This window comes from Kitasatospora purpeofusca (genome assembly GCF_034043715.1).
Taxonomy (GTDB): domain Bacteria; phylum Actinomycetota; class Actinomycetes; order Streptomycetales; family Streptomycetaceae; genus Kitasatospora; species Kitasatospora purpeofusca_A.
Window position 1 is genome coordinate 154,045 of record NZ_JAXCLC010000004.1, and the last position, 23,604, is coordinate 177,648.

22 protein-coding genes are annotated in these 23,604 nt (G+C 72.0%); 14 read left to right on the top strand and 8 right to left on the bottom strand.

Annotated features, from left to right (window positions below; all coding sequences use genetic code 11):
- Positions 1-254 precede the first annotated feature (254 nt).
- The 8 genes from SM793_RS03710 to SM793_RS03745 form a co-directional block, all read right to left on the bottom strand.
- Positions 255-878, bottom strand: coding sequence for an HAD family hydrolase (locus tag SM793_RS03710; RefSeq protein WP_320436521.1), 624 nt, complete (start codon positions 876-878; stop codon positions 255-257).
- Entirely contained in the window at positions 875-2,470 is a 1,596-nt protein-coding gene (locus SM793_RS03715; protein WP_320436522.1) for a glycosyltransferase family 4 protein, read from the bottom strand. Before SM793_RS03715 ends, SM793_RS03710 begins: the two co-directional genes overlap by 4 nt.
- On the bottom strand, positions 2,464-2,631 hold the full coding sequence (locus tag SM793_RS03720) for a hypothetical protein (protein ID WP_320436523.1): 168 nt from the start codon (positions 2,629-2,631) through the stop codon (positions 2,464-2,466). Before SM793_RS03720 ends, SM793_RS03715 begins: the two co-directional genes overlap by 7 nt.
- Before the next feature lie 71 nt (positions 2,632-2,702).
- The gene (locus tag SM793_RS03725) at positions 2,703-3,614 is read right to left on the bottom strand and encodes a UTP--glucose-1-phosphate uridylyltransferase (protein ID WP_320436524.1); all 912 of its coding nucleotides are present in this window, start codon (positions 3,612-3,614) and stop codon (positions 2,703-2,705) included.
- Positions 3,615-3,697: 83 nt separating this feature from the next.
- Positions 3,698-4,159 (bottom strand): hypothetical protein, encoded by a 462-nt coding sequence (locus SM793_RS03730; RefSeq protein WP_320436525.1) that lies wholly within the window; start codon positions 4,157-4,159, stop codon positions 3,698-3,700.
- 11 nt (positions 4,160-4,170) lie between these two features.
- On the bottom strand, positions 4,171-4,710 hold the full coding sequence (locus SM793_RS03735) for a dCTP deaminase domain-containing protein (RefSeq protein WP_320436526.1): 540 nt from the start codon (positions 4,708-4,710) through the stop codon (positions 4,171-4,173).
- Between the two features lie 16 nt (positions 4,711-4,726).
- The gene (locus SM793_RS03740) at positions 4,727-5,254 is read right to left on the bottom strand and encodes a dCTP deaminase domain-containing protein (RefSeq protein ID WP_320436527.1); all 528 of its coding nucleotides are present in this window, start codon (positions 5,252-5,254) and stop codon (positions 4,727-4,729) included.
- Complete coding sequence (locus tag SM793_RS03745; protein ID WP_320436528.1) at positions 5,251-6,399, bottom strand: ATP-binding protein; 1,149 nt, start codon at positions 6,397-6,399, stop codon at positions 5,251-5,253. The genes SM793_RS03740 and SM793_RS03745 overlap by 4 nt, the downstream gene beginning before the upstream one ends.
- Before the next feature lie 341 nt (positions 6,400-6,740).
- On the opposite strand from SM793_RS03745, the gene SM793_RS03750 reads away from it, so the two are divergent.
- The 14 genes from SM793_RS03750 (at position 6,741) to SM793_RS03815 (ending at position 23,529) form a co-directional block, all read left to right on the top strand.
- On the top strand, positions 6,741-7,586 hold the full coding sequence (locus SM793_RS03750; protein ID WP_320436529.1) for a helix-turn-helix transcriptional regulator: 846 nt from the start codon (positions 6,741-6,743) through the stop codon (positions 7,584-7,586).
- Positions 7,583-7,804 carry a DUF397 domain-containing protein gene (locus SM793_RS03755; protein ID WP_320436530.1) on the top strand — a complete coding sequence of 74 codons (222 nt, stop codon included), beginning with the start codon at positions 7,583-7,585 and terminating at the stop codon, positions 7,802-7,804. The genes SM793_RS03750 and SM793_RS03755 overlap by 4 nt, the downstream gene beginning before the upstream one ends.
- A 415-nt stretch (positions 7,805-8,219) precedes the next feature.
- The gene (locus SM793_RS03760) at positions 8,220-9,182 is read left to right on the top strand and encodes a hypothetical protein (RefSeq protein ID WP_320436531.1); all 963 of its coding nucleotides are present in this window, start codon (positions 8,220-8,222) and stop codon (positions 9,180-9,182) included.
- Complete coding sequence (locus tag SM793_RS03765) at positions 9,175-9,342, top strand: hypothetical protein (protein WP_320436532.1); 168 nt, start codon at positions 9,175-9,177, stop codon at positions 9,340-9,342. The genes SM793_RS03760 and SM793_RS03765 overlap by 8 nt, the downstream gene beginning before the upstream one ends.
- Positions 9,343-9,378: 36 nt before the next feature.
- Positions 9,379-9,903 carry a TIGR00730 family Rossman fold protein gene (locus tag SM793_RS03770; RefSeq protein WP_320436533.1) on the top strand — a complete coding sequence of 175 codons (525 nt, stop codon included), beginning with the start codon at positions 9,379-9,381 and terminating at the stop codon, positions 9,901-9,903.
- A 13-nt stretch (positions 9,904-9,916) separates the two neighbouring features.
- A complete protein-coding gene (locus SM793_RS03775) occupies positions 9,917-10,606 on the top strand; it encodes an SDR family oxidoreductase (RefSeq protein WP_320436534.1) in 690 nt (229 codons plus the stop codon).
- A 163-nt stretch (positions 10,607-10,769) separates the two neighbouring features.
- On the top strand, positions 10,770-13,055 hold the full coding sequence (locus tag SM793_RS03780) for a right-handed parallel beta-helix repeat-containing protein (RefSeq protein ID WP_320436535.1): 2,286 nt from the start codon (positions 10,770-10,772) through the stop codon (positions 13,053-13,055).
- Between the two features lie 233 nt (positions 13,056-13,288).
- The gene (locus tag SM793_RS03785; RefSeq protein WP_320436536.1) at positions 13,289-15,643 is read left to right on the top strand and encodes a hypothetical protein; all 2,355 of its coding nucleotides are present in this window, start codon (positions 13,289-13,291) and stop codon (positions 15,641-15,643) included.
- A 90-nt stretch (positions 15,644-15,733) separates the two neighbouring features.
- A complete protein-coding gene (locus tag SM793_RS03790) occupies positions 15,734-16,762 on the top strand; it encodes a methionine synthase (protein WP_320436537.1) in 1,029 nt (342 codons plus the stop codon).
- A gap of 24 nt (positions 16,763-16,786) precedes the next feature.
- Positions 16,787-19,264, top strand: coding sequence for an NAD-dependent DNA ligase LigA (gene ligA, locus SM793_RS03795; RefSeq protein ID WP_320436559.1), 2,478 nt, complete (start codon positions 16,787-16,789; stop codon positions 19,262-19,264).
- Positions 19,265-19,575: 311 nt separating this feature from the next.
- On the top strand, positions 19,576-21,291 hold the full coding sequence (locus SM793_RS03800) for a bifunctional diguanylate cyclase/phosphodiesterase (protein WP_320436538.1): 1,716 nt from the start codon (positions 19,576-19,578) through the stop codon (positions 21,289-21,291).
- A 187-nt stretch (positions 21,292-21,478) separates the two neighbouring features.
- Positions 21,479-21,775, top strand: coding sequence for an Asp-tRNA(Asn)/Glu-tRNA(Gln) amidotransferase subunit GatC (gene gatC / locus SM793_RS03805; protein WP_030302932.1), 297 nt, complete (start codon positions 21,479-21,481; stop codon positions 21,773-21,775).
- A 3-nt stretch (positions 21,776-21,778) separates the two neighbouring features.
- The gene (gatA, locus tag SM793_RS03810) at positions 21,779-23,272 is read left to right on the top strand and encodes an Asp-tRNA(Asn)/Glu-tRNA(Gln) amidotransferase subunit GatA (protein ID WP_320436539.1); all 1,494 of its coding nucleotides are present in this window, start codon (positions 21,779-21,781) and stop codon (positions 23,270-23,272) included.
- Positions 23,269-23,529 carry a hypothetical protein gene (locus SM793_RS03815; protein ID WP_369826134.1) on the top strand — a complete coding sequence of 87 codons (261 nt, stop codon included), beginning with the start codon at positions 23,269-23,271 and terminating at the stop codon, positions 23,527-23,529. Before gatA ends, SM793_RS03815 begins: the two co-directional genes overlap by 4 nt.
- The last annotated feature ends 75 nt before the right edge of the window (positions 23,530-23,604 follow it).

A 23,604-nucleotide genomic window follows, 5' to 3' on the forward strand; every position in this document is an offset into this window, starting at 1 on the left:
CCGGGGTGACGGGCAGGCCGAACCGCTCGTACCCAGGGCGGCCCTGGCCGGCCCACCACCGGTACGTGGTGGTCCGGGAGGAACAGCTCACGCGGGACCGCCTCGAAGGAGAGCCGCTGGTCCGAGGTGAGCGCCCCGCCCTCTCGGTGTCCCGCCCGTGCCGCCGGCTCGGCGGCACGGGCGGGAGGTCAGCGAGTGTGTTCGGTCGGACAAGCAGCCACAACACATGACCGAGAGAGCGGGGCCGGCGTCGCTCAGCCCTTGGCTTCAAGGTGCACGGGGATGCCGAGGGTGCGAAGCCGCCGTGCGCACGCCTGTGGGGTGGTGAACAGCTCGGCGCTCAGACCGGCGATGCGGGCTCCGGCGACGAATGTGATCTCGTCGTCGAAGTAGAGGATGTCCTGCGGCGGGATGCCCATCCGGTCCGCCGCTTCCCGGAACACGAACGGCGACGGCTTGGTGATGCCGAGGTCGGCGGAGCAGTAGGCGTGGTGGGGGACGATGCCGTGTCGGGCAAGGTCGGTGTGCATGGCGTCGGTGAAGTTCGACAGGATGCCGGCCTCCACCACCTCCATCACCTGGCCGAGGAGGTTGATCATGAGCGGGTTTGCGTAGCCCCGGTCGGCGCGCCACGGGGGGACAGCGGCAGCGGCCGCAGGGCCGAAGTCGGTGACGAGGCGACGCTCGACGCCGCGCGCCCACTCCTCGTCAGTGATCAACCCGACCTTTGCCGCCTCGTAGTCGGGGTGGTGGTAGGCGTAGGTGGGGATGGTGCCGGGCGGGAGCCCGGCGGCGGCCTCGCCGCGCGCCGCGCCGTCGTTGGTGAAGTGCTGGAAGAGGCCGTGGAGGTCGAACAGGACTGCCGTCGGCTTCTTCATCGCCCGTCTCCGTTCGCGATCGCTGTCTCGTACTCCGTGATGTACCGGTCCGCGACGTAGGACCAGCCGTAGGTGCGGGCCGCGTGCGCGGCGCCGGTCGCCGCCCGGCGCGTTCGCTCCGACGGGTCGACGAGGGCTTGCTTGATCGCGGCTGCCAGGTCGTCGGTGTCGTCGGGGCGGACGAGCCAGCCGTTGGCGTCGGGGCCGTCGGGGGTGATGGTGAGGGCCGGGCCGCCGGTGGCAGTGGCGATCGGCGGGCACCCGGCCGCCATCGCCTCGATGTAGACCATCCCGAACGGCTCCCGCACGGCCGGGGCGACCATGAGGTCGGCGGTGGTGAGGCCGGCGGGGAGTTCGTCGTGGCCGCGCCAGCCGACGAAGTACACGTCCTGCTCGATACCGAGCCGCCGGGCGATCTCCTGCGGGTGCTCCCCCTCGCACTCCCCCGGGTAGCCGCCCCACATCAGGAGTGCCGGTGGCGTCTGCAGTTCCTTGCTCAACTGCGCGAAGGCGCGGAGGAGGACGGGCACGCGCTTGAAGTCGAGGAAGCGGCCGACCCAGAGGAGGAGGGGGCGAAGGTGGCCGGTGCGGGGGTCGCGCAGGCGCTCCAGGTCGCCGGCCTCGTACCGGATGCTCCCCGCTTTCTGGCCCTCAGCCCAGCCGCGCGGGTCGTTGACGAGCCATCGATGGAGGAAGGCCAGGCGCTGCTCGTCGCTCAGCTCGGCCGGGCGGAAGCGGGTGGTGTCGACGCCGTTGGTGATGACGGGGACGTCGGTGTGTGCGAGGTGGGGGAAGAGCTCGCGGGCGAGGTCGCGGTCGTGTTCGGACACGCAGATGATGCGTCCGGCGTGACGGACGGCCGTGGCGACGGCCCGGTCCCAGTACCGCGACCACTGCCACTTCCCCCAGTCGGTGCCGGCGAGCAGCTGCTGCTGGTCGCCGTCGAGCTGGTGTTCGTGGGTGAGCCGGTGGAGGGTGGCGGGCCGGTCGGGGTTCTCGGGGTCGAGGGTGACGGCGAGGGCGTCGACGGTGGTCTGCAGGTGCTCGGCGAGGGCCAGGCGCTCCCGGATCCCCTGGAGCTGCTTCATCTCCGTACCGTGCAGGGTGGTGACGCGCGGCGTGTGGGGGTAGGCGCGGCGGGCGGCGGTCTGCAGGTGGGAAAGGTGGTGGAGGTGGAGGACGTCGGGGCTGGTGGAGCGGCCCCGCAGGTGGTCGGTCCAGGCGTTGGCGAGGCGGGCGGCAGCGGGGGGTGCGGTGGCGGAGAACATCGGGTCGGGGCATCTGCGGCCGGGCATCGAGCGGTCCTCGTACGACGGGTGGAAGGGCCGCGGGCCGGCCTGCGAGTCCTTCCCCGCCATGAACTTCGCGTACGCCTCGTTGTAGTCGTAGGAGTGGAGGCGGAGGCCGTGGTAGAAGGTGGGGGCGTGGCCGGGGTCGCCGGGGTGACCGAGGGATCCCGCGTGGACGAGGGTCTGGGAGCCGCGCCGGTCCAACTCGCGGTTGAGGTAGCGCACCACCTGCGCGCTCCCGCCGCGCGGGTAGAAGATGACGGCGGTGTCGACGTTCGGCGCGGTGGTGTCGGCGTTCAGCACGCGGAGGACTTCCCTTCCTGAGCCGGGACGATCAGGGTCAGCCCTCCGGCCGCCTTCCCTGACCACATCCGGTCGCCGGGGTCGCGGTTGGCGCGGATCGTGGCGGCCAGAGCCGGCACCAGGTAGTGCGGGCGTGCCTCGACGGGGCTGGTCGTGCTCAACGGGTCCTCATTTCCAGGCCGGGCCGGGCCGGGCCGCCGCAAGGGGGCGGCCCGGCTGCCGGCCTGCGGGCCTACTCAGTACCGGTGGTGGGTGCGAGTTCGGCGGCGAGCCGGCGCAGGTCGGGCCCGTACTCCGGGTGCGCGAGGGCGGCGGCGAACTGGGCGCGCAGGTAGGCGCCGGGGTTTCCGGTGTCGTACCAGGTGCCGGCGATGACCTGCCCGTACACGGCGCGGGTAGCGGCGTAGGCGTTGATGGCGTCGGTCAGGTAGACCTCGCCGTCCGGGTTCTCGTCCCAGCGGCGGACCTGCTCGCGGATCTCGTCCACGATGCCGGGGGTGATGACGTAGCCGCCGATGGCGGCGAAGTGCGAGGGGGCATCCTCGGGCTTCGGCTTCTCCACCAGGCCGGTGATGCGCAGGGAGCCGTCGCCCAGGTCCTCCTTGACGATCGGGACGCCGTAGCGCTGGGAGTGTGCGGGGTCCATCGGCATGAGGGCGAGGACCGGGCTGTTCGTCGCCTCGTACGCCCGGATCAGCTGCTGCGCGCGGGGGACGTCGGCCACGAAGACGTCGTCGGGCCACAGGACCAGGCACGCCTCCTCGCCGAAGTTGCGGGCCGCGTTCAGCACGGGGGTGCCGTTGCCGTACGGGCCGTGCTGGTAGAGGTAGGTGATGTGGCCCTGGCGGGACAGCTCCCCGACCTCCTCCACCGCGTCCGCGTACGCCTGCTTGCCGTCGGCGCGCAGCTGGGTGACGAGAGCGGGGTTGGGGCGGAAGTGTTCCTGGATCAGCGACTTGTCGCCGGAGACGACGATGGTGATGTCGGTGATGCCGGAGGAGATCAGCTCGCGGACGGTGTGCTCGATCACCGGCCGGTCGCCGACGGGCAGCATCTCCTTCGGTGTGGCCTTTGTCAGCGGGAGGAGGCGGGAGCCGAGGCCGGCGGCGGGGATGACGGCTCGGCGGATCGTCCGGGGGGCCATGGGACCCTCTCTCGTCAGGAAGTGGCCGCGCCCTGGCGGCGCGGCGGATCGGCCGACGCTACCAACGATCACAGCTTGATCATTTACGGTGTGGTGGTGGGGAGTTGGGCCCATTTTGTGCCCACGTACTTCACCGGCAGCATGTTCTGGAGCGGGGCGAAGACGCCCTGTGAGCCCTGGGGGATGACCACCTGCATGGTGGGCGCGTGGTCCAGCAGGAGTTCCCGGCAGCCGCCGCAAGGGGAGACGATGCGCGCGCTCGCGGCCGTCTCCGACGGCTTGGGGTACCGGACGGCGGCGACGGCCAGGAGCTGCTGGTCGGAGTGGAGGCGGGCGGCGGCGAGCGCGGCCGCCTCGGCGCACACGCTGTACCGGCCGACCATCGCCTCCAGGTGGATGCCGACGAACACCTTCCCGTCGGCGGCGATGATCGCCGCCCCGATCTGGTGCCAGCCCTCGGCGTACCGACCTCGGATCGTGTCGTAGGCGGCGGCGACCAGGTGCGCGGCCTGCGGGTCCGGGCAGCCGGCCGCAGGGTTCAGCATGTACGGCTCCCTCATGCCGCGGCCCCCGCTCCCGGGAAGTCGCAGTGGATCTGGGAGGGCATCGGCCCGCGGCTGCCCTGGTACTTCCCGTCGTACAGCTGCGCCTGGCCTACGGTGGAGAAGAACATCACCTGCGCGAGGGAGTCCCCGGCGTACACCCGCAGCGGCTGGACCACGCGGAGCTGGTGGGTGAGCTGGCCGAGGGAGCCCTGGTCGATCAGGCCGGCGGTGACGTGGGAGTACGCGCCGAGGCGGGCCGAGCCGGAACGGGAGCCCATCATGGGCACGTGGAAGTCGCTGCCCACCACCTCCACCGATGCGCCGAGGTAGATGCGGTCAGGCTGGAGGACGATCCCGTTCGGCGGGATCTCCACCTGCTCGTAGGCGTTCGCCGCGCGGGTGTCCAGGACGGGCGAGGTGTAGAAGGCGAGGGTGGGACCGAGGGTGAGGTTGTAGGAGTTCGGGTTGACCTGCGCCGGGTTGAACGGGTCGATGCGCAGGCGTCCGAGGTCGCGCTCGCGTACGATCTCCGGTCCGGTGAGGATGGGCATGGCGGTCTCTCTCCGTTCAGCGGGAGGCGGCGAGGAGTTCGGGCAGGGGGGCGGTAGCGTCGTTGATACGGCCGAAGTGGCCGTCGTACTCGCGCACCTCGCCCTGCGCCTCGCAGAAGAAGATCTGGCCCACCCGGTCCCCGGCGTACACACGGGTGCGCTGCACGGCCTCGATCTCCAGCGTCCAGCGGTGGACGGCGCCGAGGTTGCCCATCTCCGCGCTGAACTCCACGAAGACGCCGAGGCGTCCCATGCTGGATCGGCCGATGAGGTGGGGGACGACGTTCCCGCTCCCCACCGTCTCCACCGTGGTGCCGAGGTAGACGCGGCCGGGTTCGAGGACGATGCCGCCATCCGGGATCGTGACCTCGTCCAGCGGGTGGTCGGTGTGGGCATCGATGGCGTGGGTGCGGTGAACGCAAAGGGTGGGGCCGAGCAGGTAGTTGTAGGAGTTGGGGTTGACGTGACCAGGGTTGAACGGCTCGATGGTGATCAAGCCCTCCCTCACCCTGCGCACGATCTCCGGCCCGGTGAGGATGGTCATCGGGTCACCTCCGCCGCCAGTTCTGCGGCCCGCACGCGCAGCATCTCCAGCGAGCCGGTGTTCTCCACCCGGTACTGCGGCGTGATCGTGATCGCCGCCTCCGTAGGGTGGTTCTCGTCTCCCGGGGTGAGGTCGCCCCGGCGGGCCTTCCGATGCGCGCGCAGATCGTCGGGCGCCCAGACCTGCACGAACGAGAAGCCGAGGTCGTGGAGCGCGTCGATGTCGGCGGCACGGGCGTCGTCACACAGGACCACCGCATCCGGCTCCTGCTTCACCGCGGCGTTCACCTTGTTGGCGAAGGCGTCGGTGAGGGCGGTGGGGTTGATGCGGCGCAGGTGGGCGCCGAGCGCGTTGAGGAGCTGGCCGTCCTGCTGCTCCGCGCCCGTGAGCTTGCGGCCGGCGGTGTGGTAGATCGTGCCTTGCAGGGCGTAGAGGGGTTCGGCGAGTCGGATCCTGACGACGGTCAGGCCGCGGCTGGTCAGCTGCTCCTGGAGCATGCCGGTCAGGGTGCTCTTGCCCGCGCCCGGCCTGCCGTACGTGGCGATGCGTCGCATCTCTGTCCTCGTTCTCTTCTCGCTGGTCGGCGCCGGCGAGGAAGGGGGGTGGTCATCGGCGTATGTCGTTGAAGGTGAGAAGGCGGGTGCGCAGTGTCCGGATGCCTGGTGGCCCGCTGGAGCAGAGAAGCGGGCCACCAGGGGTCTTGGAGCCTCGCCGACCGCCGTGGCAGCGTCCGGCCGGGGCCGGACGGGGGTGTTGGTCAGCTTCATCTCCGCCCAGACCCGCTTGCCCGTGTCCAGCTGCTCGGCGCCATGGGCAGTGGTCAGCGCGGCAACGAGCTGGAGGCCACGGCCGCACTCGTCTTCGTTGCCGGCGGTACGCGCCAGCGGGAGGACGGCGGTGGGATCGGTCACCGACATTCGCAACACGTCGTCCGTGAGTAGCAGTTCGACCGGCAGCTGGATGTCAGGGCGGTCGCCGCCGCAGCCGTGCTGCACCGCGTTCCCGAGCAGCTCGGAGACCACGACCTTGATGTCGTCCTCCTCGTCCTGGCCAAGGTGCACGCCGCTCGCCGCCAGTTCGGCAGCGACCTTCCGTCGGGCCTGGCCTGCACTGCGCGTCTCGGCCGGCAGTGAAAACGTGATCATGAGCATGACGGTTCCTCCGGGCCAGCAGGGGTGGCATCAGGTGTGTTTCCGGGGAAGCGGCCAGCCGGCCGCGCTGCACGGCGAGACGGCGTGCCCGCCGTTGGTTCCAGGCATGTTCAAGCGCCACGGGAACGATCACTCACCGGAGGCGGAGAGTTGCGATCCGTGACATCCAGGATGGCGGCTGACCCCATGTCAGTGCAAGTCACTAGAGGAAGTTTGCGAATTCTCATTTCTAGATGCGAGTCACGCGCGCACAGGCATGGGGCGGCTGGCGGTGGGCTCGGCCAAGGGGGCACACTGGCCACTCGAGTGTCCGATTGGGAGAGATGGGGGTATCCATGACGGCAGCCACGGTTCGCCGACGCCAACTCGGCAGCCAGCTACGTGCAATCCGCGAGCAGCGCGGCCTGAAGCTGGAGGAGGTCGAGCAGCGCACTGGCATCACCTCGGCGAAGCTGTCGCGGATAGAGCTGGCCAAGTCGGCAGCCAAGCCGGCCGACGTCGACACGCTCGCTCGCATGTACGAGTGTGATGACCAGCTACGCGAGTCGTTGGTCAGGGTTGCGCGTGATGGCAACAAGCGCGGTTGGTGGCTCAACTACGGCGAGGCGCTGGCGCCGTGGCTGTCCGACCAGATCAGCCTGGAAGAGGCTGCCACGACGTTTCGGACCTACCAGGTTCAGCTCATTCCGGGCCTGTTTCAGACGGCGGGCTATGCTCGCGCCGTCCACGCCCGTCTGGCCATCGGCGCGACCCCGGAGGACTTGGAAGCACGCGTCCGAGTCCGGAGGGAACGTCAGGCCATCCTCACTCAGCCCAAGCCGCTGGAGATGCAGGCGGTCATCCACGAGGCAGCGATTCGCAGCCTCGTCGGGGGCGCTCAAACCATGCGCGAGCAACTGGAAAAGCTGCTTGAGCTCGCAGCACTCCCCAACATCACCATCCAGGTGATGCCCTCGGAGACTGGCGTCCACCAGGGCATGAACGGCCCCTTTGCCATTCTCGGCTTCCCTGACAGCGACCTTGATGTTGTGCTGCTCGAGGGGCTGCTGACCAGCGAATGGGTCGAAGACGCCGAACGGGTCACGGTCTTCGATCGAGCGTTCCGCGGCATCGTCGCCGAGGCCTGGTCACTCGACCAGTCGATCGACTTCGTCACCGCACAGAAAGACAGGTTGAAGTGACCTTCGTCCCCAACTCCACTGCCGTGACGGCCGAGTGGAAGAAGTCCAGTCGCAGTGGCGGAAACGGCGACTGCGTCGAGATCGCCTTTGCCGACGATCTTCGGTATGTGCGCGACTCGAAGGATCCGGAAGGCCCAGCACTGATCCTCAGTGCTGAGGCCCATGCCGCGTTCATCGCTGCCGCCGCGGCCGGCGAATTCGACCTCGATCTCATCTGACCATCCCCGACACAGCCACGGTCCGGCGCAGATGCAGTGCGCCGGACCGTGCTGTTGTTCTGCCCCCGGTGGTCACCGAACAGGTCGTCCGGCAGATCCCAGGGCGGTGTGCTGGTCGGGCGCTGCATGGCAAGCGGCGAGGTGGTCGATCATCTGATCGTGGAGGTCGTGGCGGCAGGCCAACCTTGCGTAGCGAGCGGCTCGCATGCGCGAGCACTCGGTGCAGCGGATCTGTGACTGCCCGTCAAATTCGCTGCTCTTCTGGCGTAAACTGCAATGGCCACCGCCCAATCGGGCGGTGGCCATTCCCGCGTACGCCTACAACTTGGCGGTTCCGGCGCACGCGCATTCCACACCGGCCAGTATGCCAGCCGTGGTGTCTTCCGGCTCGCATATCGGCCACGAAAGGCTGAACGTGCACGTCGTCACGACCGAAGCCCTCGCCCTCACCCGTCCCACCGGTACCCCGCCCGCGAACGAGTTCCGGGTCCGGATTGGGCAGTGGATGCAGAGCGTCCCGACAGGCGGGCCCTGGAAGTCCCTCGGCTCGTCCTTCGTCCTCTTCCTCATGCACGCCGCACAGAAGGCCGACGCGGACGGCACCAACCTCCACCGCCCGCCGTCCAACCTCTGGTTCTCCCGCGCCTGCCGGGTCTCCAAGGACTCCGTCCCCGGCTTCTACCGCGCCGCCCAGGCCGCCGGAGTCATGGCCCTGGTCCACGGCCCCTCCGGCGTCCGGGTGCGCGGCTACGCCGTCACCATGCCCCTGGGCGGCGTCCCCGACTGGGACGCCGCCCTCGCCGTCCTGCGGGCCGACGCCCGGCGCGTCAAGCAGGAGCAACTCCGCTGCGCCGTCGACAAGCCCGCACATGCGGAGTCGGTGAAGTCCGCACGTGCGGTGCCGCCGCAACCGCGCTGCGGCGAGAAGAAGTCCGCACGTGCGGATTCGGGCAGGTCCGCACGTGAAGGCTCGAAGCTCCGCACGTGCGGATTCAACCAGGAAGTCCCTTACCAGGGAGAGAAGATGGTTGCTGTTGTGGTGACAGGTACCACTCCGCGCGCGAGCGAGCAGCCCGCACCGCCCGACCCCACGGGCTGGGAGCGGATGACCGAGCACCTGCCGCCCGACCTCCAGGAGTCCGCCCGCGCCGTTCCGGGCGACGACCTGCTGCGCCGGGTCACCACCATGGCCATCGAGGCCGGCTGGGCCTCCCCGGGCTGGCTCGCCGCCCGCCTGGCGACCCACCGGCCGGGGCGGGCCCCCGAGGAGCCCGCCCCCGCGGACCGTCTTGCCACAGGTCTGGTCGCCGTCCTGGGCGTCCTCTCGGACCGACATGCCCAGGTGGGCCGGGGGTCGGATGCGCCTGCGCATGAGTGACCGCACCGGGAATCGCCGGTCGAGGCCGCTCCACTCGGTGTCCGTCGCCGGGGCGGTCGTCCGTGAGGACGGCCGTGGGGACGGCCGGGTGCCGGCGATCACGCCGAGCCTGGCGGTGCTCGTCCCGTACCAGCACCGGGGCGGCGAACAAACCTGGTGAGCGGGGGTGCGGGGGCGTGATAGACCGGGAGGCACTATGAATATCTGCGTCTTCTGCTCCGCGTACTCGCTCGACGACCGCTACTCCGCCCCCGCCGCCGAGTTCGCCCGGCTGCTCGGGGAGGGCGGGCACACGCTGGTGTGGGGCGGGTCGAACGCCGGGCTGATGGGGCTGCTCGCCGACGGGGTGAAGGCTGCCGGGGGTCGGCTGGTCGGGGTCTCCGTCGAGTTCCTGAGGCACAAGGCGTACGACGGGGCCGACGAGCTGGTCACCACCGCCGACCTAGCCGAGCGCAAGGCGCAGCTGCTGATGCGCGCGGACGCGGTGGTCGTCCTGGTCGGCGGGCTGGGCACGCTGGACGAGGTGACCGAGGTGCTGGAGCTGAAGAAGCACGCGCTGCACGACAAGCCGGTGGTGGTGCTGGACACCGAGGGCTTCTACGCCGGGCTGCGCACCCAGCTGGAGCGGATGGACGCCGAGGGCTTCCTGCCCCGCCCGCTGGGCGAGCTGATCACCTTCGCCGACGCCCCGGCCCAGGTCTTCGAGCAGCTCAAGGGCTGAGAGGATCACGGTCATGGCCTCTCATCTGATCACTGGCGCCGGCTCCGGCATCGGCGCCGTTCTCGCCGCCCGTCTCGCCGAGCGCGGGGACGACCTCTGGCTGCTGGCCCGCGACGCCCGCCGCGCCGCCGAGCTGCGCGAACGCTTCCCCGGCGCGCGGACCCTGGTCGGCGACCTCGCCGACCCGGCGAAGCTCTCCTGGGCCCTCGGGCACCAGGCGCCGCCGGTCGAGCTGGACTCGCTGCTGCACGTGGCGGGCGTGGTCGAGCTGGCCCCGGTCGGCGAACTGCCGGTCAAGGCCTGGCAGGAGACCCTGAATGTCAACCTGGTCGGGCCGGCCGAGCTGACCCGGCTGCTGCTGCCCTCGGTGCGGCTGGTCAAGGGCCACGTGGTGTTCGTCAACTCCGGCGCCGGTCTGCGGGCGAGCGCCGACTGGTCCGCGTACGCGGCGAGCAAGCACGGGCTGCGGGCGCTCGCCGACTCGCTGCGGCTGGAGGAGCACGGCAACGGCGTGCGGGTCACCTCGGTGTACCCGGGCCGCACCGCCACCGCGATGCAGGTCAAGGTGCACCAGCAGGAGGGCCGGGCGTACGACGCCGGCCAGTGGATCGAGCCGGAGTCGGTGGCGAAGGCGATCCTGGCGGCGCTGGACGCCTCCCGGGACGCCGAGATCACCGACATCACCGTCCGCCCGGGGCGGTAGGAGGTCCACGAACGGGGCGCCGGCAGGTCCGGCGCCCCGGGTGTTCGGCGGGCGGAACCGCGAAGGGGCGAAGGTCGTCCTCGGTTTCGTCCGTTCGTCCTCGGCCCTTCCCGGCACAGAGGATTGACACGTTGTCAGGCCGGTGGCCTGTCAGGGGGGTTCCATGTCCAGAGTTCGCACAGTACTCGCGGTCGGCGCGACACTGCTCGGAACGGTCGGCCTGCCGGCCGTCACGACGAGCGGCGCGCAGGCGGCCGCCACCACTCTCTATGTCAACAACTCGGCGAAGGCCGCCTGCTCCGACGGCGGGACGGGCACCCAGGCCCGGCCGTTCTGCACCGTGGCCGCCGCGGCCGCCGCGGTCCTGCCCGGCCAGACGGTCCAGATCGCCGACGGCACCTACCTCGAGCCCGTGACCGTCGACCACTCGGGTACGGCCGAGGCGCCCGTCATCTTCCGCGGCCCGACAGCCGGACAGCCCGCGCCGTACAACTCGGGCTGGGCCTACCTCGGCACCTCCGACAAGCCCGGCGGGGGGGTCACCGTCAAGGGGGCCGAGCACGTCCGCTTCGAGCTGCTGAAGGTTCTGACCGGACCGCAGGCCCCGGCCGTCCTCGTCGACGGCTCGCGCGACGTGTCCTTCTCGGAGGTCGGCCTGGCCGGCGGCCCGGCGCTGCGGATCACCAACGGCTCCGAGCGGGTCAGTGCCGTCCGCAGCGGTGTCGCAGACGTCCTGGTGGACGGCGGATCGACCGGGACCGTGCTGAGCACGAACAGGTCCAGTTCGGTCCGGGTCGACAACGCCCCGGGCACCGTCGTGGTGAGCAACACCCTCGGGGACTGCTCGAAGGGCCTCGTCCTGACCGGTGCCTCCGCCGGAACCACGGTCGAGAACAACGTCATCAACACCGTGAACGAGCGCGGCGAGCGGTGCGACGCGAGCACCCCGGCCGTCGGCATCACCGTCGACCGGAGCGCCACGGCCGGTCTCAAGCTCGACTACAACGTGGTCGACTCGCGCAGCGGGTCGCCCGCCTACGACTGGGCCGACACCGGGTACACGGACCGGGCGGCCTTCACGGCGGCCAGCGGTCAGGGCGCCCACGACTTCGTCGAACCCACGTACCAGGACGCGCGGAACCGGCCCGACGCGTCCAAGCACCAGTTCGACTCGGCCGACGAGAACGCGCCCGGCATGCTGACCGTCGACCTCAAGGGGAACACGGCGCAGGACGACCCGACGGTGCCCAACACCGGTACCGGGAGCGGAACCCGCGACCGGGGCGCGTACGAGGACCGTACCGGCGGCAGCGCGTACACGCCGGTGGGCCCGGTGCGGCTGCTGGACACCCGGGAGGCGATCGGGGTCCCGTCGGCACGGGCCGTGGCGCCGGGGGAGACGGTCGACCTGCCGGTCACGGGCGTGGCCGGGGTGCCGGCCGACGGTGTGACGGCCGTGACGATGACCGTCACCGCGACCGAGCCGACGCAGGACGGCGACCTCGCGGTGCGCCCGTTCGGCTACGTCTGGTCGAGCCCCTCCTCGCTCGTCGGCGAGCGGGAGACCACCTCCACCCTCAACTGGACGGCGGGCCGGACGGTCCCGAACCAGGTGACGGTGCCGGTGAAGGACGGCAAGGTGTCGTTCTACAACCACTCCGGCGGCACCGTGCACGTGATCGCCGACCTGGCCGGCTACTACAGCACCAAGGGCGACCTCTTCCAGCCGCAGGACCCGGTCCGGGTGCTGGACACCCGGGAGCCGATCGGGGTGCCGTCGGCCCAGGCCGTCCCCGCCTTCGGCACGCTGGAGCTGCCGGTCGCGGACGCGGCCGGGGCCACGGCCGTGACGATGAACGTGACGGTCACCGAGCCGGAGCAGGAGGGGCACCTGACGGTGTACCCGCACGGTGGCGCGGCGCCGGACACCTCGAACCTGAACTGGACGGCCGGCCGGACCGTGGCCGGCCTGGTGACGGTGCCGGTGAAGGACGGCAAGGTGTCCTTCTACAACCACTCCGGCGGCACCGTGCACCTGGTCGCCGACCTGGTCGGCCAGTACGCCGCCGGCGGCACGGCCGCCTTCTACACCGCCGGGCCGGCGCGGGTCATGGACACCCGGTCCAGCTGGGCCCGCCCGCAGTACCGCACGGCGGGTGTCGTTCCGGCCTGGGGTTCCGTGACCGTCTACGTGGCCTGGGGCAGCAACCCGGCCGTGATGACCCTGAACGTCACCGTGACCGAGCCGGGTGCCGAAGGGCATCTCAAGGCTTTCTCGGCGGGCAGCCCCCCGAACGACACGTCCGTCCTCAACTTCGCGCCTGGCGACACCGTCGCCAACCAGGTTGTGGTGCCGATGAAGAAGGGCAGCGACCAGGTCACCTTCTACAACGCCAGTGGCGCGCCGCTGCACCTCGTGGTCGACCGCTACGGCGTCGAGCGCTACTGACCGGTCCCACCTCGTCGCACCCCACGGCCCCGCCACCGAGCACTCGCGCTCGGTGGCGGGGCCGTCGTGGTGGGGCGCGCGGGTGGAGTGCGCGCCTCCGCGGTTCGGGGGTGGCCACCCGTGGCATCATCCGTGCGTCCTCCGGGGCCGACCGGGGCCGGCGGACGGGACACGGCATCGGGCCACGGCATCGGGCCACGGCGTCGGGCCACGGGTCCGTCAAGGGGAGTTCCATGCACAGCATCCGAACCAGCGTCCGAACCAGCGTCCGCACCCGAATCGGCACCCGAATCCGCACCGCGCTGGCCGTCGGCGCGACACTGCTCGGGACGGTCGGCCTGCCGGCCGTCGGCGCGGGCGGCGCGCAGGCCGCCGTCACCACGCTCTACGTCGACAACACCACGGCCGGCTGCGCCGACGCCGGCCCCGGCACCCGGAGCGTCCCGTACTGCCACGTGGCCGCCGCGGCGGCGGTGGCCGGGCCGGGGCAGTCGGTCGAGATCGCCAGGGGCGAGTACGAGGAGACCGACCTGACGGTCACCCGCTCCGGCACGGCCGGGGCGCCGATCACCTTCCGCGGTCCGTCGCCGTACGAACCGGGCTACGGCGGCAGCGCCGTGATCGGCTCCTCCGCCCGCCCCGGGGGCGGCCTCACCGTCCGGGGCGCCCGCCACGTCGTGTTCGAGTACCTGGAGGTCCTGGCGGCCGCCGGCCGGCCGGTGGTGCTGGCCGACGGGGCGCGGGACGTCTCGTTCACCGGGGTCAGCGGCAGCGGCGGCACCGGCGTGCGGGTCACCGGCGGCTCCCAGCGGGTCGGTTACGCCCGGGCCACTCTCTGGGGCGCGCAGGGGGCCGCCGTCACGGTGGACGGCGGTGCGACCGGGACCGTCGTCAGCACGAACTCCATCATCTCCAGCACCGGCGAGGACCACCCGGCCGTCCTGGTCGACAGTGCCCCGAACACCGTGGTGGTCGCCAACAGCACCCTCGGGTCCTGCTCCCCGGGCATCGTGCTGACCGGTGCCTCGGTCGGGGCCACGGTCGAGAACAACGCGGTCAACGCGGGGCGCGACACCGATTCGCCGTGCGACACCTGGAGCTATCCGGCGACCGGCATCACGGTCGCCGCGAGCGCCGTCGCCGGGACGAGGGCGGACTACAACGTCGTCGACTCGCGCAGCGGCGGCACACCGTACAAGTGGGCCGGTACCGAGTACGCCGACCAGCCGTCGTTCACGGCGGCCAGCGGTCAGGGCGCGCACGACTTCGTGTCGCCGACGACCTTCTGGCGGGGGCCGGACCGGCCGCTCAACCACCTGATCGACTCGGCCGACGAGAACGCCCCCGGCATGCTCGCCACCGACCGCCAGGGCAAGGCCCCGGTGGACGACCCGACGCTGCCCAACACCGGTACCGGCCAGGGCACCCGGGACCGGGGCGCACAGGAGTTCCTCGGCGTGGGCAGCGCGTACACGCCCGCGGGCCCGGTGCGGCTGCTGGACACCCGGGCGCCGATCGGCGTCCCGTCCGCGCGGGCGGTGCCGGCCGGGGGGACGCTCGACCTGGCGGTCACGGGAGTGGCCGGGGTCCCGGCGACCGGTGTCACCGCGGTGACGATGACCGTGACGGCCACCGAGCCGACGCAGGACGGCGACCTCACGGTGTACCCGCACGGCCAGGACCGGCCGGGCACCTCCACCCTCAACTGGGTCGCGGGCCGGACGGTCCCGAACCAGGTGACGGTGCCGGTGAAGGACGGCAAGGTGTCGTTCTACAACCACTCCGGCGGCACCGTGCACCTGATCGCCGACCTGGCGGGCTACTACAGCCCGAAGGGCGACCTCTTCCACCCGCAGGGCCCGACCCGGGTGCTGGACACCCGGGCGCCGATCGGGGTGCCGTCGGCCCAGCCGGTCGCGCCGAACGGGACGCTGGAACTGCCGCTGGCCGGCACCGCCGGGGTGCCGTCGACCGGCGTCACGGCGGTGACGGTCAACGTCACCGTGACCGACCCGGGCGACGACGGCCATCTGACGGTGTACCCGCACGGTGGCGCGGCGCCGGACACCTCGAACCTCAACTGGACGGCCGGCCGGACCGTGGCCAACCTGGTGACGGTGCCGGTGAAGGACGGCAAGGTGTCCTTCCACAACCGCTCCGGCGGGACGGTGAACCTGATCGCGGACCTGGTGGGCTACCACAGCGCCGAGGGCCGGATCGCGTTCTACCCGGGCGGGCCGACCCGGATCATGGACACCCGCCTGAGCTGGGGGCGCCCCTACTACCGCCCGGCGGGCACCGTCCCGGCCTGGGGCTCCCTGACCGTCTTCGCGGGCGCGGGGAGCTACCCGGCCTCGGCGACCCTGAACGTCACCGTGACCGAGCCGGGAGCCGCGGGCCACCTCACGGCGTACTCCGGCGTCGGCCCGGTCCCGGACACCTCCACGCTCAACTTCGAGGCTGGCCAGACCGTCGCCAACCAGGCCGTGGTCCCGGTCGATCCGGCCAACAGGACGGTCGTGCTCCACAACGCCAGCGGTGCGCCGGTGCACCTCGTGGTCGACGACGGCGGCAGCGAGAGCTACTGACCGCCACCCGGTCCGCACCCACGGCCCCGGCACCGAGCCCCGCGCCCGGTGCCGGGGCCGTCGGCGTTCCCGAACCCATAGGCTTCCGGCGTGAGCAACGGACTTCCCTTCCCCGAACTGATCGGCGCCGCCACCGGCGTCGGATCGCTGCCCGGCACCGACGCCCGGGAGGCCGCCAGGACCTCCACCGGCGCGCTGGAGCACCTGCCGTTCCTCCCCGAACTCCCCGCCCGTGGGCCGGGCGCCGACATGATCGGCCGGTCCGCCGGCCTCCTGGTCGAGCTGTTCGCGCAGACCGAGCCGAGCGGTTGGCGGTTCGCCGACCGTCCGGGCCGGGACACCCGGCGGGCCCACTCCTGGCTGGGCGAGGACCTCGACGCGATGGAGGAGTTCACCCAGGGGTACACCGGCGCGCTCAAGGTGCAGGCGGTCGGCCCGTGGACGCTGGCCGCCGCGATCGAGCTCAAGTACGGCGAGAAGGCGCTGGCCGACCCCGGCGCCTGCCGGGACATCGCCGGTTCGCTCACCGAGGGCCTGCGCCGCCACCTCGCCGAGGTCCGCCGCCGGGTGCCCGGGGCGGAGCTGGTGCTCCAGCTCGACGAGCCCTCGCTGCCCGCCGTGCTGGCCGCCGAGGTGCGGACGGCGAGCGGTTTCCAGCGGCTGCGCGCCGTCGACCGGCAGCGCGCCGAGGAGGCGCTGCGGAACGTGATCGGCGCCCTGGACGTACCCGTGGTGGTGCACTGCTGCGCGCCCGGGGTGCCGCTGCCGCTGCTGCGCCGGGCCGGCGCCGCGGGCGTCTCGCTGGACTTCTCGCTGCTGACCGAGCGTGAGGACGAGGAGCTCGGCGAGGCGGTCGACGCCGGCACGATGATCCTCGCGGGCGTCGTCCCCTCCACCGAGCGGGCGCTCGCTCAATCAACGGCACTGTCGGACCCGGCCGGTAGTGTCCAGGGTGTCAGGGCGTTGTGGCGCAGGCTCGGGTTCTCCCCGGAGCTGCTGGGCCGCCGTGTACTGGTGACGCCGACCTGCGGGCTGGCCGGGGCCTCCCCGGACCACGCGCGCCGGGCGCTGTCACTCAGTGTGAGCGCGGCCCGGAGCCTGGTGGACAACCCGGAATGAGAGATTGACGGAGGGCTTGCGGTGGTGGCTGTCGAGGGCTGGGAGGACGTTCCGGCGGAGGTGCGCAAGCGGCACGCCGAGCTGGCCGCCGAGATCACGGACCACCGGGCCCGGTACTACGAGCAGGACGCGCCGGTCGTCAGCGACGCCGAGTTCGACGCGCTGATGCGCGAGCTGGAGGGGCTGGAGGCGGAGCACCCCGCCCTGGTCACCCCGGAGTCGCCCTCGCAGCGGGTCGGCGGTGCGCCGACCCTGCTGTTCGCCCCGGTCGAGCACCGGGAGCGGCTGCTCAGCCTGGACAACGCGATGGACGACGAGGAGCTCGCCGCCTGGGCCGAGCGGGTCGCCGGCGAGCTGGCCGGGATCGAGTACCACTACCTGTGCGAGCTCAAGGTGGACGGCCTGGCCGTCAACCTCACCTACGAGAACGGCCAGTTGACGCAGGCGGCGACCCGGGGCGACGGCCGGGTCGGCGAGGACATCACCGCCAACGTCCGCACCATCAAGGAGATCCCGCACCGGCTCGCCGGCGACGACGTGCCCGAGCTGGTCGAGATCCGCGGCGAGGTCTACTTCCCGACCGAGGCCTTCGAGGCGCTCAACGCCTCCTTCGCGGAGGAGAACGAGCGCCGCCGGCTGGAGAACGAGGAGCGTGCCAAGGAGGGCAAGCGGCCCCGGGCGATGATCCGGCTGTTCATGAACCCGAGGAACGCCGCGGCCGGTTCGCTGCGCCAGAAGGACCCGCTGATCACCGCCTCCCGCCCGCTGCACATGGTGGTGCACGGGATCGGCGCCCGGGTCGGCTTCGACATCGACAAGCAGTCGCACGCCTACGACCTGCTGCGCGGGTGGGGCCTGCCCACCGCGCGGCACAACCGGGTGGTCGGCACGCTGGCGGAGGTGCGGGAGTTCATCGCGCACTTCGGCGAGCAGCGGCACTCGGTCGAGCACGAGATCGACGGCGTGGTCGTCAAGGTGGACGAGATCGCCCTCCAGGGCCGGCTCGGCTCCACCTCGAAGTCCCCGCGCTGGGCGATCGCCTGGAAGTACCCGCCGGAGGAGGTCACCGGGAAGCTCGCCGCTATCAAGGTCGGGATCGGCCGCACCGGCCGGGCCACCCCGTACGCGGTGCTGGCCGAACCGGTGAAGGTGGCCGGTTCGATGGTGCAGTACGCGACCCTGCACAACCAGGACGTGGTCAAGGCCAAGGACGTCCTGCTCGGCGACACCGTGGTGCTGCGCAAGGCCGGTGACGTGATCCCGGAGATCCTCGGCCCGGTGTACGACCTGCGGGACGGCAGCGAGCAGGCGTTCGTGATGCCCTCGCACTGTCCCGAGTGCGGCACCGGGCTGCGGCCGATGGCGGAGGGGGACATCGATCTGCGCTGCCCCAACGCCCAGTACTGCCCGGCCCAGATCCGGGAGCGGATCGCCTTCCTCGGCGGGCGCTCGGCGCTGGACATCGAGGGCCTCGGTTATGTCGCCGCCACCGCGCTGACCCAGCCCCTGGAGCCGGCCGAGGCGCCGGTGGGGAACGAGGGCGACATCTTCGGCCTGACGGTGGAGCAGCTGCTGCCGATCAAGGTGCTGGTGCGCGACCAGAAGACCGGTATGCCGAAGCTGGACGACGAGACCGGTGAGGAGAAGGAGGTGTTCTTCTTCGCCACCACCGCCGGTGCGCCGAAGAAGAACACCGGGCTGATGCTGGAGAACATCGAGAAGGCCAAGGACCGCCCGCTCTGGCGCTTCCTCAACGGCCTCTCGATCCGGCACGTCGGCCCGGTCGCCGCCCAGGACCTGGCGCGGGAGTTCCGCGACCTGGACGCGATCTTCGCGGCGAGCGAGGAGCGGCTGGCCGCCACCGAGGGGGTGGGCGCGGGCACCGCGCGCTCGATCGTCGAGTGGTACCAGGTGGACTGGCACCGGGAGATCGTCGAGAAGTGGCGCGCCGCCGGGGTCCGCTTCACCGAGGAGGCCGCCGAGGAGGAGGGCGAGCGCCCCCTGGAGGGGCTGACCGTCGTCGTCACCGGCACGCTGGCCGGGCACACCCGGGACGGCGCCAAGGAGGCGCTGACCTCGCGGGGTGCGAAGGTGACCGGTTCGGTGTCGAAGAAGACCCACTTCGTGGTCGCGGGTGACAATCCGGGGTCCAAGTACGACAAGGCTGTTCAGTTGGGGCTTCCGGTCCTCGACGACGCGGGCTTCGCGATCCTGCTGGAGCAGGGCTCGGCCGCCGCCCGGGTCCACCTGGGGCTGCCGCCGGAGCCGCCGGAGGAGCCGGCGAAGAAGGCGCCGGCCCGGAAGAAGGCCGCCGCCAAGGACACCGCCGGGACCGCTGCCGACGACACCACCGACGACGCCACCGACGACGCCGCCGGGACCGCCGCCGACGACGCCGCGGCGAAGGATCCCGAGGTGGGGGCACCGGCCACCGCCGGGACCGCCGGGGACGGCGCCGGGGAGCCCGTCGATGAGCTCGCCGAGGAGGCCACCGAGGGCTGACCCCGCGCGCGGAAGCCCCGAATCCGGCTTGTTATCGTCCTGATGCAACGTCATCGGGTGCCGCACAGTGAGAGCGGGCATCGTGACACTGTGCGGCACCGAGTGCCGTGGCGTATGTCCGGTTGTCCGAAAGTCTGCCCGTCGGGTGAAGCCGCGCATACCCTGGAGCGCAACAGAGTGTCAGCAGGGGTGGGGGTACCGGCCGAGCCGGACTCCGCGGGGCCGCTCCATGCCTGGCAGGCTGCCGGCACCGGTACGGTGCCTCACCGCTAGGCGGCCTGACGGGGCGGGCCCGACGGAGGACTGGGCTTATGGATCGTACGACCGGCGGTGCGCCCACACGCCCGCCGCAGGGGGTGGCGGGAGCGGTCCTGCTGCTCGGCGTGCTGCTGGCCGGCGCCGCGCCGCTCATCCCGCTGGCCGTGCTGGTCTACCGCTACGAGCCGGAGCTGCTGCCACTGTTCGCGGTGCCGCTGGCCGTCCTGGTCGCGGCCTGGCGGATCGCCCGCGACCGGGCGCGCGACCAGCTCACCGACCCGCTGACCGATCTGCCCAACCGCCAGGCGTTACTCCTCGCCGCCCAGGAGTCGATCGCCGAGCACACCGAGGGCTACAGCGTCGGTCTGATCCTGCTCGACCTCGACCGCTTCCGGTCGCTCAACGACACCCTCGGCCATACCGCCGGCGACCGACTGCTCGTCCACATCGCCCGCCGGCTGCACCGGGCACTGCGCTCCGGCGGGGCCGCCGGCAGCGCCACCCGCGAGTCCATCGACGACGTCTTCGCCGGACTTCCCCGGCACTACCGCGGCCGCCCGATGGTCGCCCGGATGGGCGGCGACGAGTTCGCCGTCCTGCTGCCCGGCATCGGCTGCCCGGACTCGCTGGAGAAGGTGGCCAAGGCGCTGATCGCCGAACTGGCCGCCCCGATCCGCCTGGACGGACTGCTGCTGGTGCTGGAGGCCAGCGCGGGCGTCTGTGTCTTCCCCCAGCACGCCCAGGACGCCGAGTCGCTGCTGCGCCGCGCCGACGTGGCGATGGGGCACGCGCAGCGCGGCCGCACCTCGGTCGAGCAGTACGACGAGGCCCAGGACGCCGACACCCCGTACCGGATCGGCCTGCTGGGCGACCTGCGGCGGGCCCTGGAGACCGGCGAGGTCCAGCTGCACTACCAGCCCAAGGTGGCCTTCGACGGCCGGGTGGTCGGCCTGGAGGCGCTGCTGCGCTGGGAGCGCCCGGGCCAGGGCCGGGTCTCCCCGGACGAGTTCGTGGGCCTCGCCGAGTCCAGCGGGCTGATGCCCCGGCTGACCGACTACGTGCTGGAGGCCGCCGTCGGCCAGCTCGCCCAGTGGCGCGAGCAGGGCCTCCAGGTGCAGGTCGCGGTGAACGTCTCGCCGCGCGACGTGCTCAACCCCGGCTTCGCCCAGCGGGTCGCCGGCCACCTCGTCCGCCACCAGGTGCCGGCCCACGCGCTCCAGCTGGAGATCACCGAGCGGCTGCTGCTGGACGACTCCCGCCGGGCCGCCGACACCCTGGCGGAGCTGCGCGGCTACGGGGTCGGGATGTCCCTGGACGACTTCGGGACCGGCCACTCCTCGCTGGTGCGGCTGCGCAGCCTGCCGGTCGGCGAGCTGAAGATCGACCGCTCCTTCGTCTCCCGGATGGCCACCGACGACCACGACGCGGCGGTGGTCCGCTGCTCGGTCGAGCTGGCCCACTCGCTCGGCCTGACCGTGGTCGCCGAGGGCGTCGAGGACGACGAGACCTGGGAGCGGCTGAACCGCATGGGCGTGGACGCGGTGCAGGGCTGGCTGGTGTCGGCCGCGCTGCCGGCCGAGCAGGCCACCGCCTGGCTGCGGGTGCACCGCACCGGCGCCCCGCCGGTGGAGCGGCTCGGCTCCGCCGCCGACCGGCTGCCGCCCGCGATCCAGCCGGTGCTGCCGCCGGTGATCCAGGCGGCGCAGGCGGCGAAGCTGGAGATCCAGGCGCCCAAGCAGCAGAGTTGGGCGCCGACCCGCCCGCAGTGAGGGTGCCGCGCCGCGAGGGCGGCCGGGTCCCACCGCCGGTCGTCGGCCGGTGACCGCCCCGTGCCCCCTAGGATGGGGACCACAGACCACGAGGACGGGAGCGCCGGACAGGCGGCTCCCGGCCCGGGCCCGGCGCCGCCGGAAGGCGGATCCGGGCCTCACCAGAACTCACCCTGAGGATCGCTGCATGCCTGGCATCACGCGCGAGGAGGTCGCCCACCTCGCTCGGCTGTCGCGTCTTGAGTTGCAGGCCGAAGAGTTGGACCACTTCGCCGAGCAGCTGGACGTGATCATCGGCGCGGTCGCCCGCGTTTCCGAGGTCGCCGGACAGGACGTCCCGCCCACCTCCCACCCGCTGCCGCTGACCAACGTCATGCGCGCGGACGAGGTCCGGCCGTCGCTCACCCCGGACCAGGCGCTGGCCGGGGCCCCGGCCGCCGAGGAGCAGCGTTTCCGTGTGCCCCAGATCCTCGGGGAGGACTGACCGATGACCGAGCTCATCCGTTACACCGCGGCCGAGACCGCCGCCGCCGTCGCCAAGGGCGAGGTGTCCGCCGTCGAGGTGGCCCAGGCGCACCTGGACCGCATCGGGGCCGTCGACAAGAAGGTCAACGCCTTCCTGCACGTCGACACCGAGGGCGCGCTGAGCGCCGCCCGGGCCGTCGACGAGAAGCGCGCCAAGGGCGAGGAGCTGGGCCCGCTGGCCGGCGTCCCGCTGGCGCTGAAGGACGTCTTCACCACCAAGGGCGTGCCGACCACCTGCGGCTCCAGGATCCTCGAAGGCTGGATCCCGCCGTACGACGCCACCCTGACCACGCGTCTCAAGGACGCCGGCGTGGTGATCCTCGGCAAGACCAACATGGACGAGTTCGCGATGGGCTCCTCCACCGAGAACTCCGCCTACGGCCCGACCGGCAACCCGTGGGACCTCTCCCGGATCCCCGGCGGCTCCGGCGGCGGTTCGGCCGCCGCGCTGGCCGCCTTCGAGGCGCCGCTGGCGATCGGCACCGACACCGGCGGCTCGATCCGCCAGCCCGGCGCCGTCACCGGCACCGTCGGCGTGAAGCCGACCTACGGTTCGGTGTCGCGCTACGGCCTGGTGGCCTTCTCCAGCAGCCTGGACCAGGGCGGCCCGTGCGCCCGCACCGTGCTGGACGCGGCGCTGCTGCACGAGGCGATCGCCGGCCACGACCCGCTGGACTCCACCTCGATCGACGCCCCGGTCCCGGCCGTGGTCGAGGCCGCGAAGCTGCGCGACGTGCGCGGCATGCGGATCGGCGTGGTGAAGGAGTTCTCCGGCGAGGGCTACCAGGCCGGCGTGATGCAGCGCTTCGACGAGTCGGTGGAGCTGCTGCGCGAGCTGGGCGCCGAGGTCGTCGAGGTCTCCTGCCCGTCCTTCACCCTGGCGCTGCCGGCGTACTACCTGATCGCCCCGAGCGAGGCCTCGTCCAACCTGGCCCGCTTCGACGCGATGCGCTACGGCCTGCGGGTCGGCGACGACGGCTCCCGCTCGGCCGAGGAGGTCACCGCGCTGACCCGTGAGGCCGGCTTCGGCCCCGAGGTGAAGCGCCGCATCATCCTGGGCACCTACGCGCTCTCCTCGGGCTACTACGACGCCTACTACGGCTCGGCCCAGAAGGTGCGGACGCTGATCTCCCGCGACTTCGACGCCGCCTTCGCGGGCGTGGACGTGCTGGTCTCGCCGACCACGCCGACCACCGCCTTCCCGATCGGAGAGCGCGCCGACGACCCGATGGCGATGTATCTGGCCGACCTGTGCACGATTCCGTCCAACCTTGCGGGCAACGCGGCCATGTCGCTGCCGGTCGGGCTGGCCCCGGAGGACAATCTCCCGGTCGGCCTGCAGATCATCGCACCCGCGATGGCGGACGACCGCCTGTACCGCGTGGGCGGCGCCGTCGAGGCCGCACTCAACGACAAGTGGGGGCACACCCTGCTGGAGGAGGCACCGGCACTGTGAGCAAGATCGAGAACGCCAAGGCCCAATCGGCATCGCTGAAGGGGTGGAAGCACTCCAAGCCCGGGCTCTGGCTGTCCATCGGCACCAGCGCCTTCGGCGCGGTCTCCATCGTCAAGGACGTGCGCAAGGCCCGCGGCGAGAGCGACACGCTCAAGCTGGTCAACGCCCTGGTCGGCGCCGCCGCCCTGGTCACCGGCACCGCCCTGCTGGTCCGTGAGCTGCGCCGACTCGGCGACGACGACGTCCTGCTGGGCTGACCCAGCCCGTGAGGCCCCGGCCTGCACCCGAGGTGCAGGCCGGGCCCGCACCACCGAAGACTTTTAGTGAAGGGG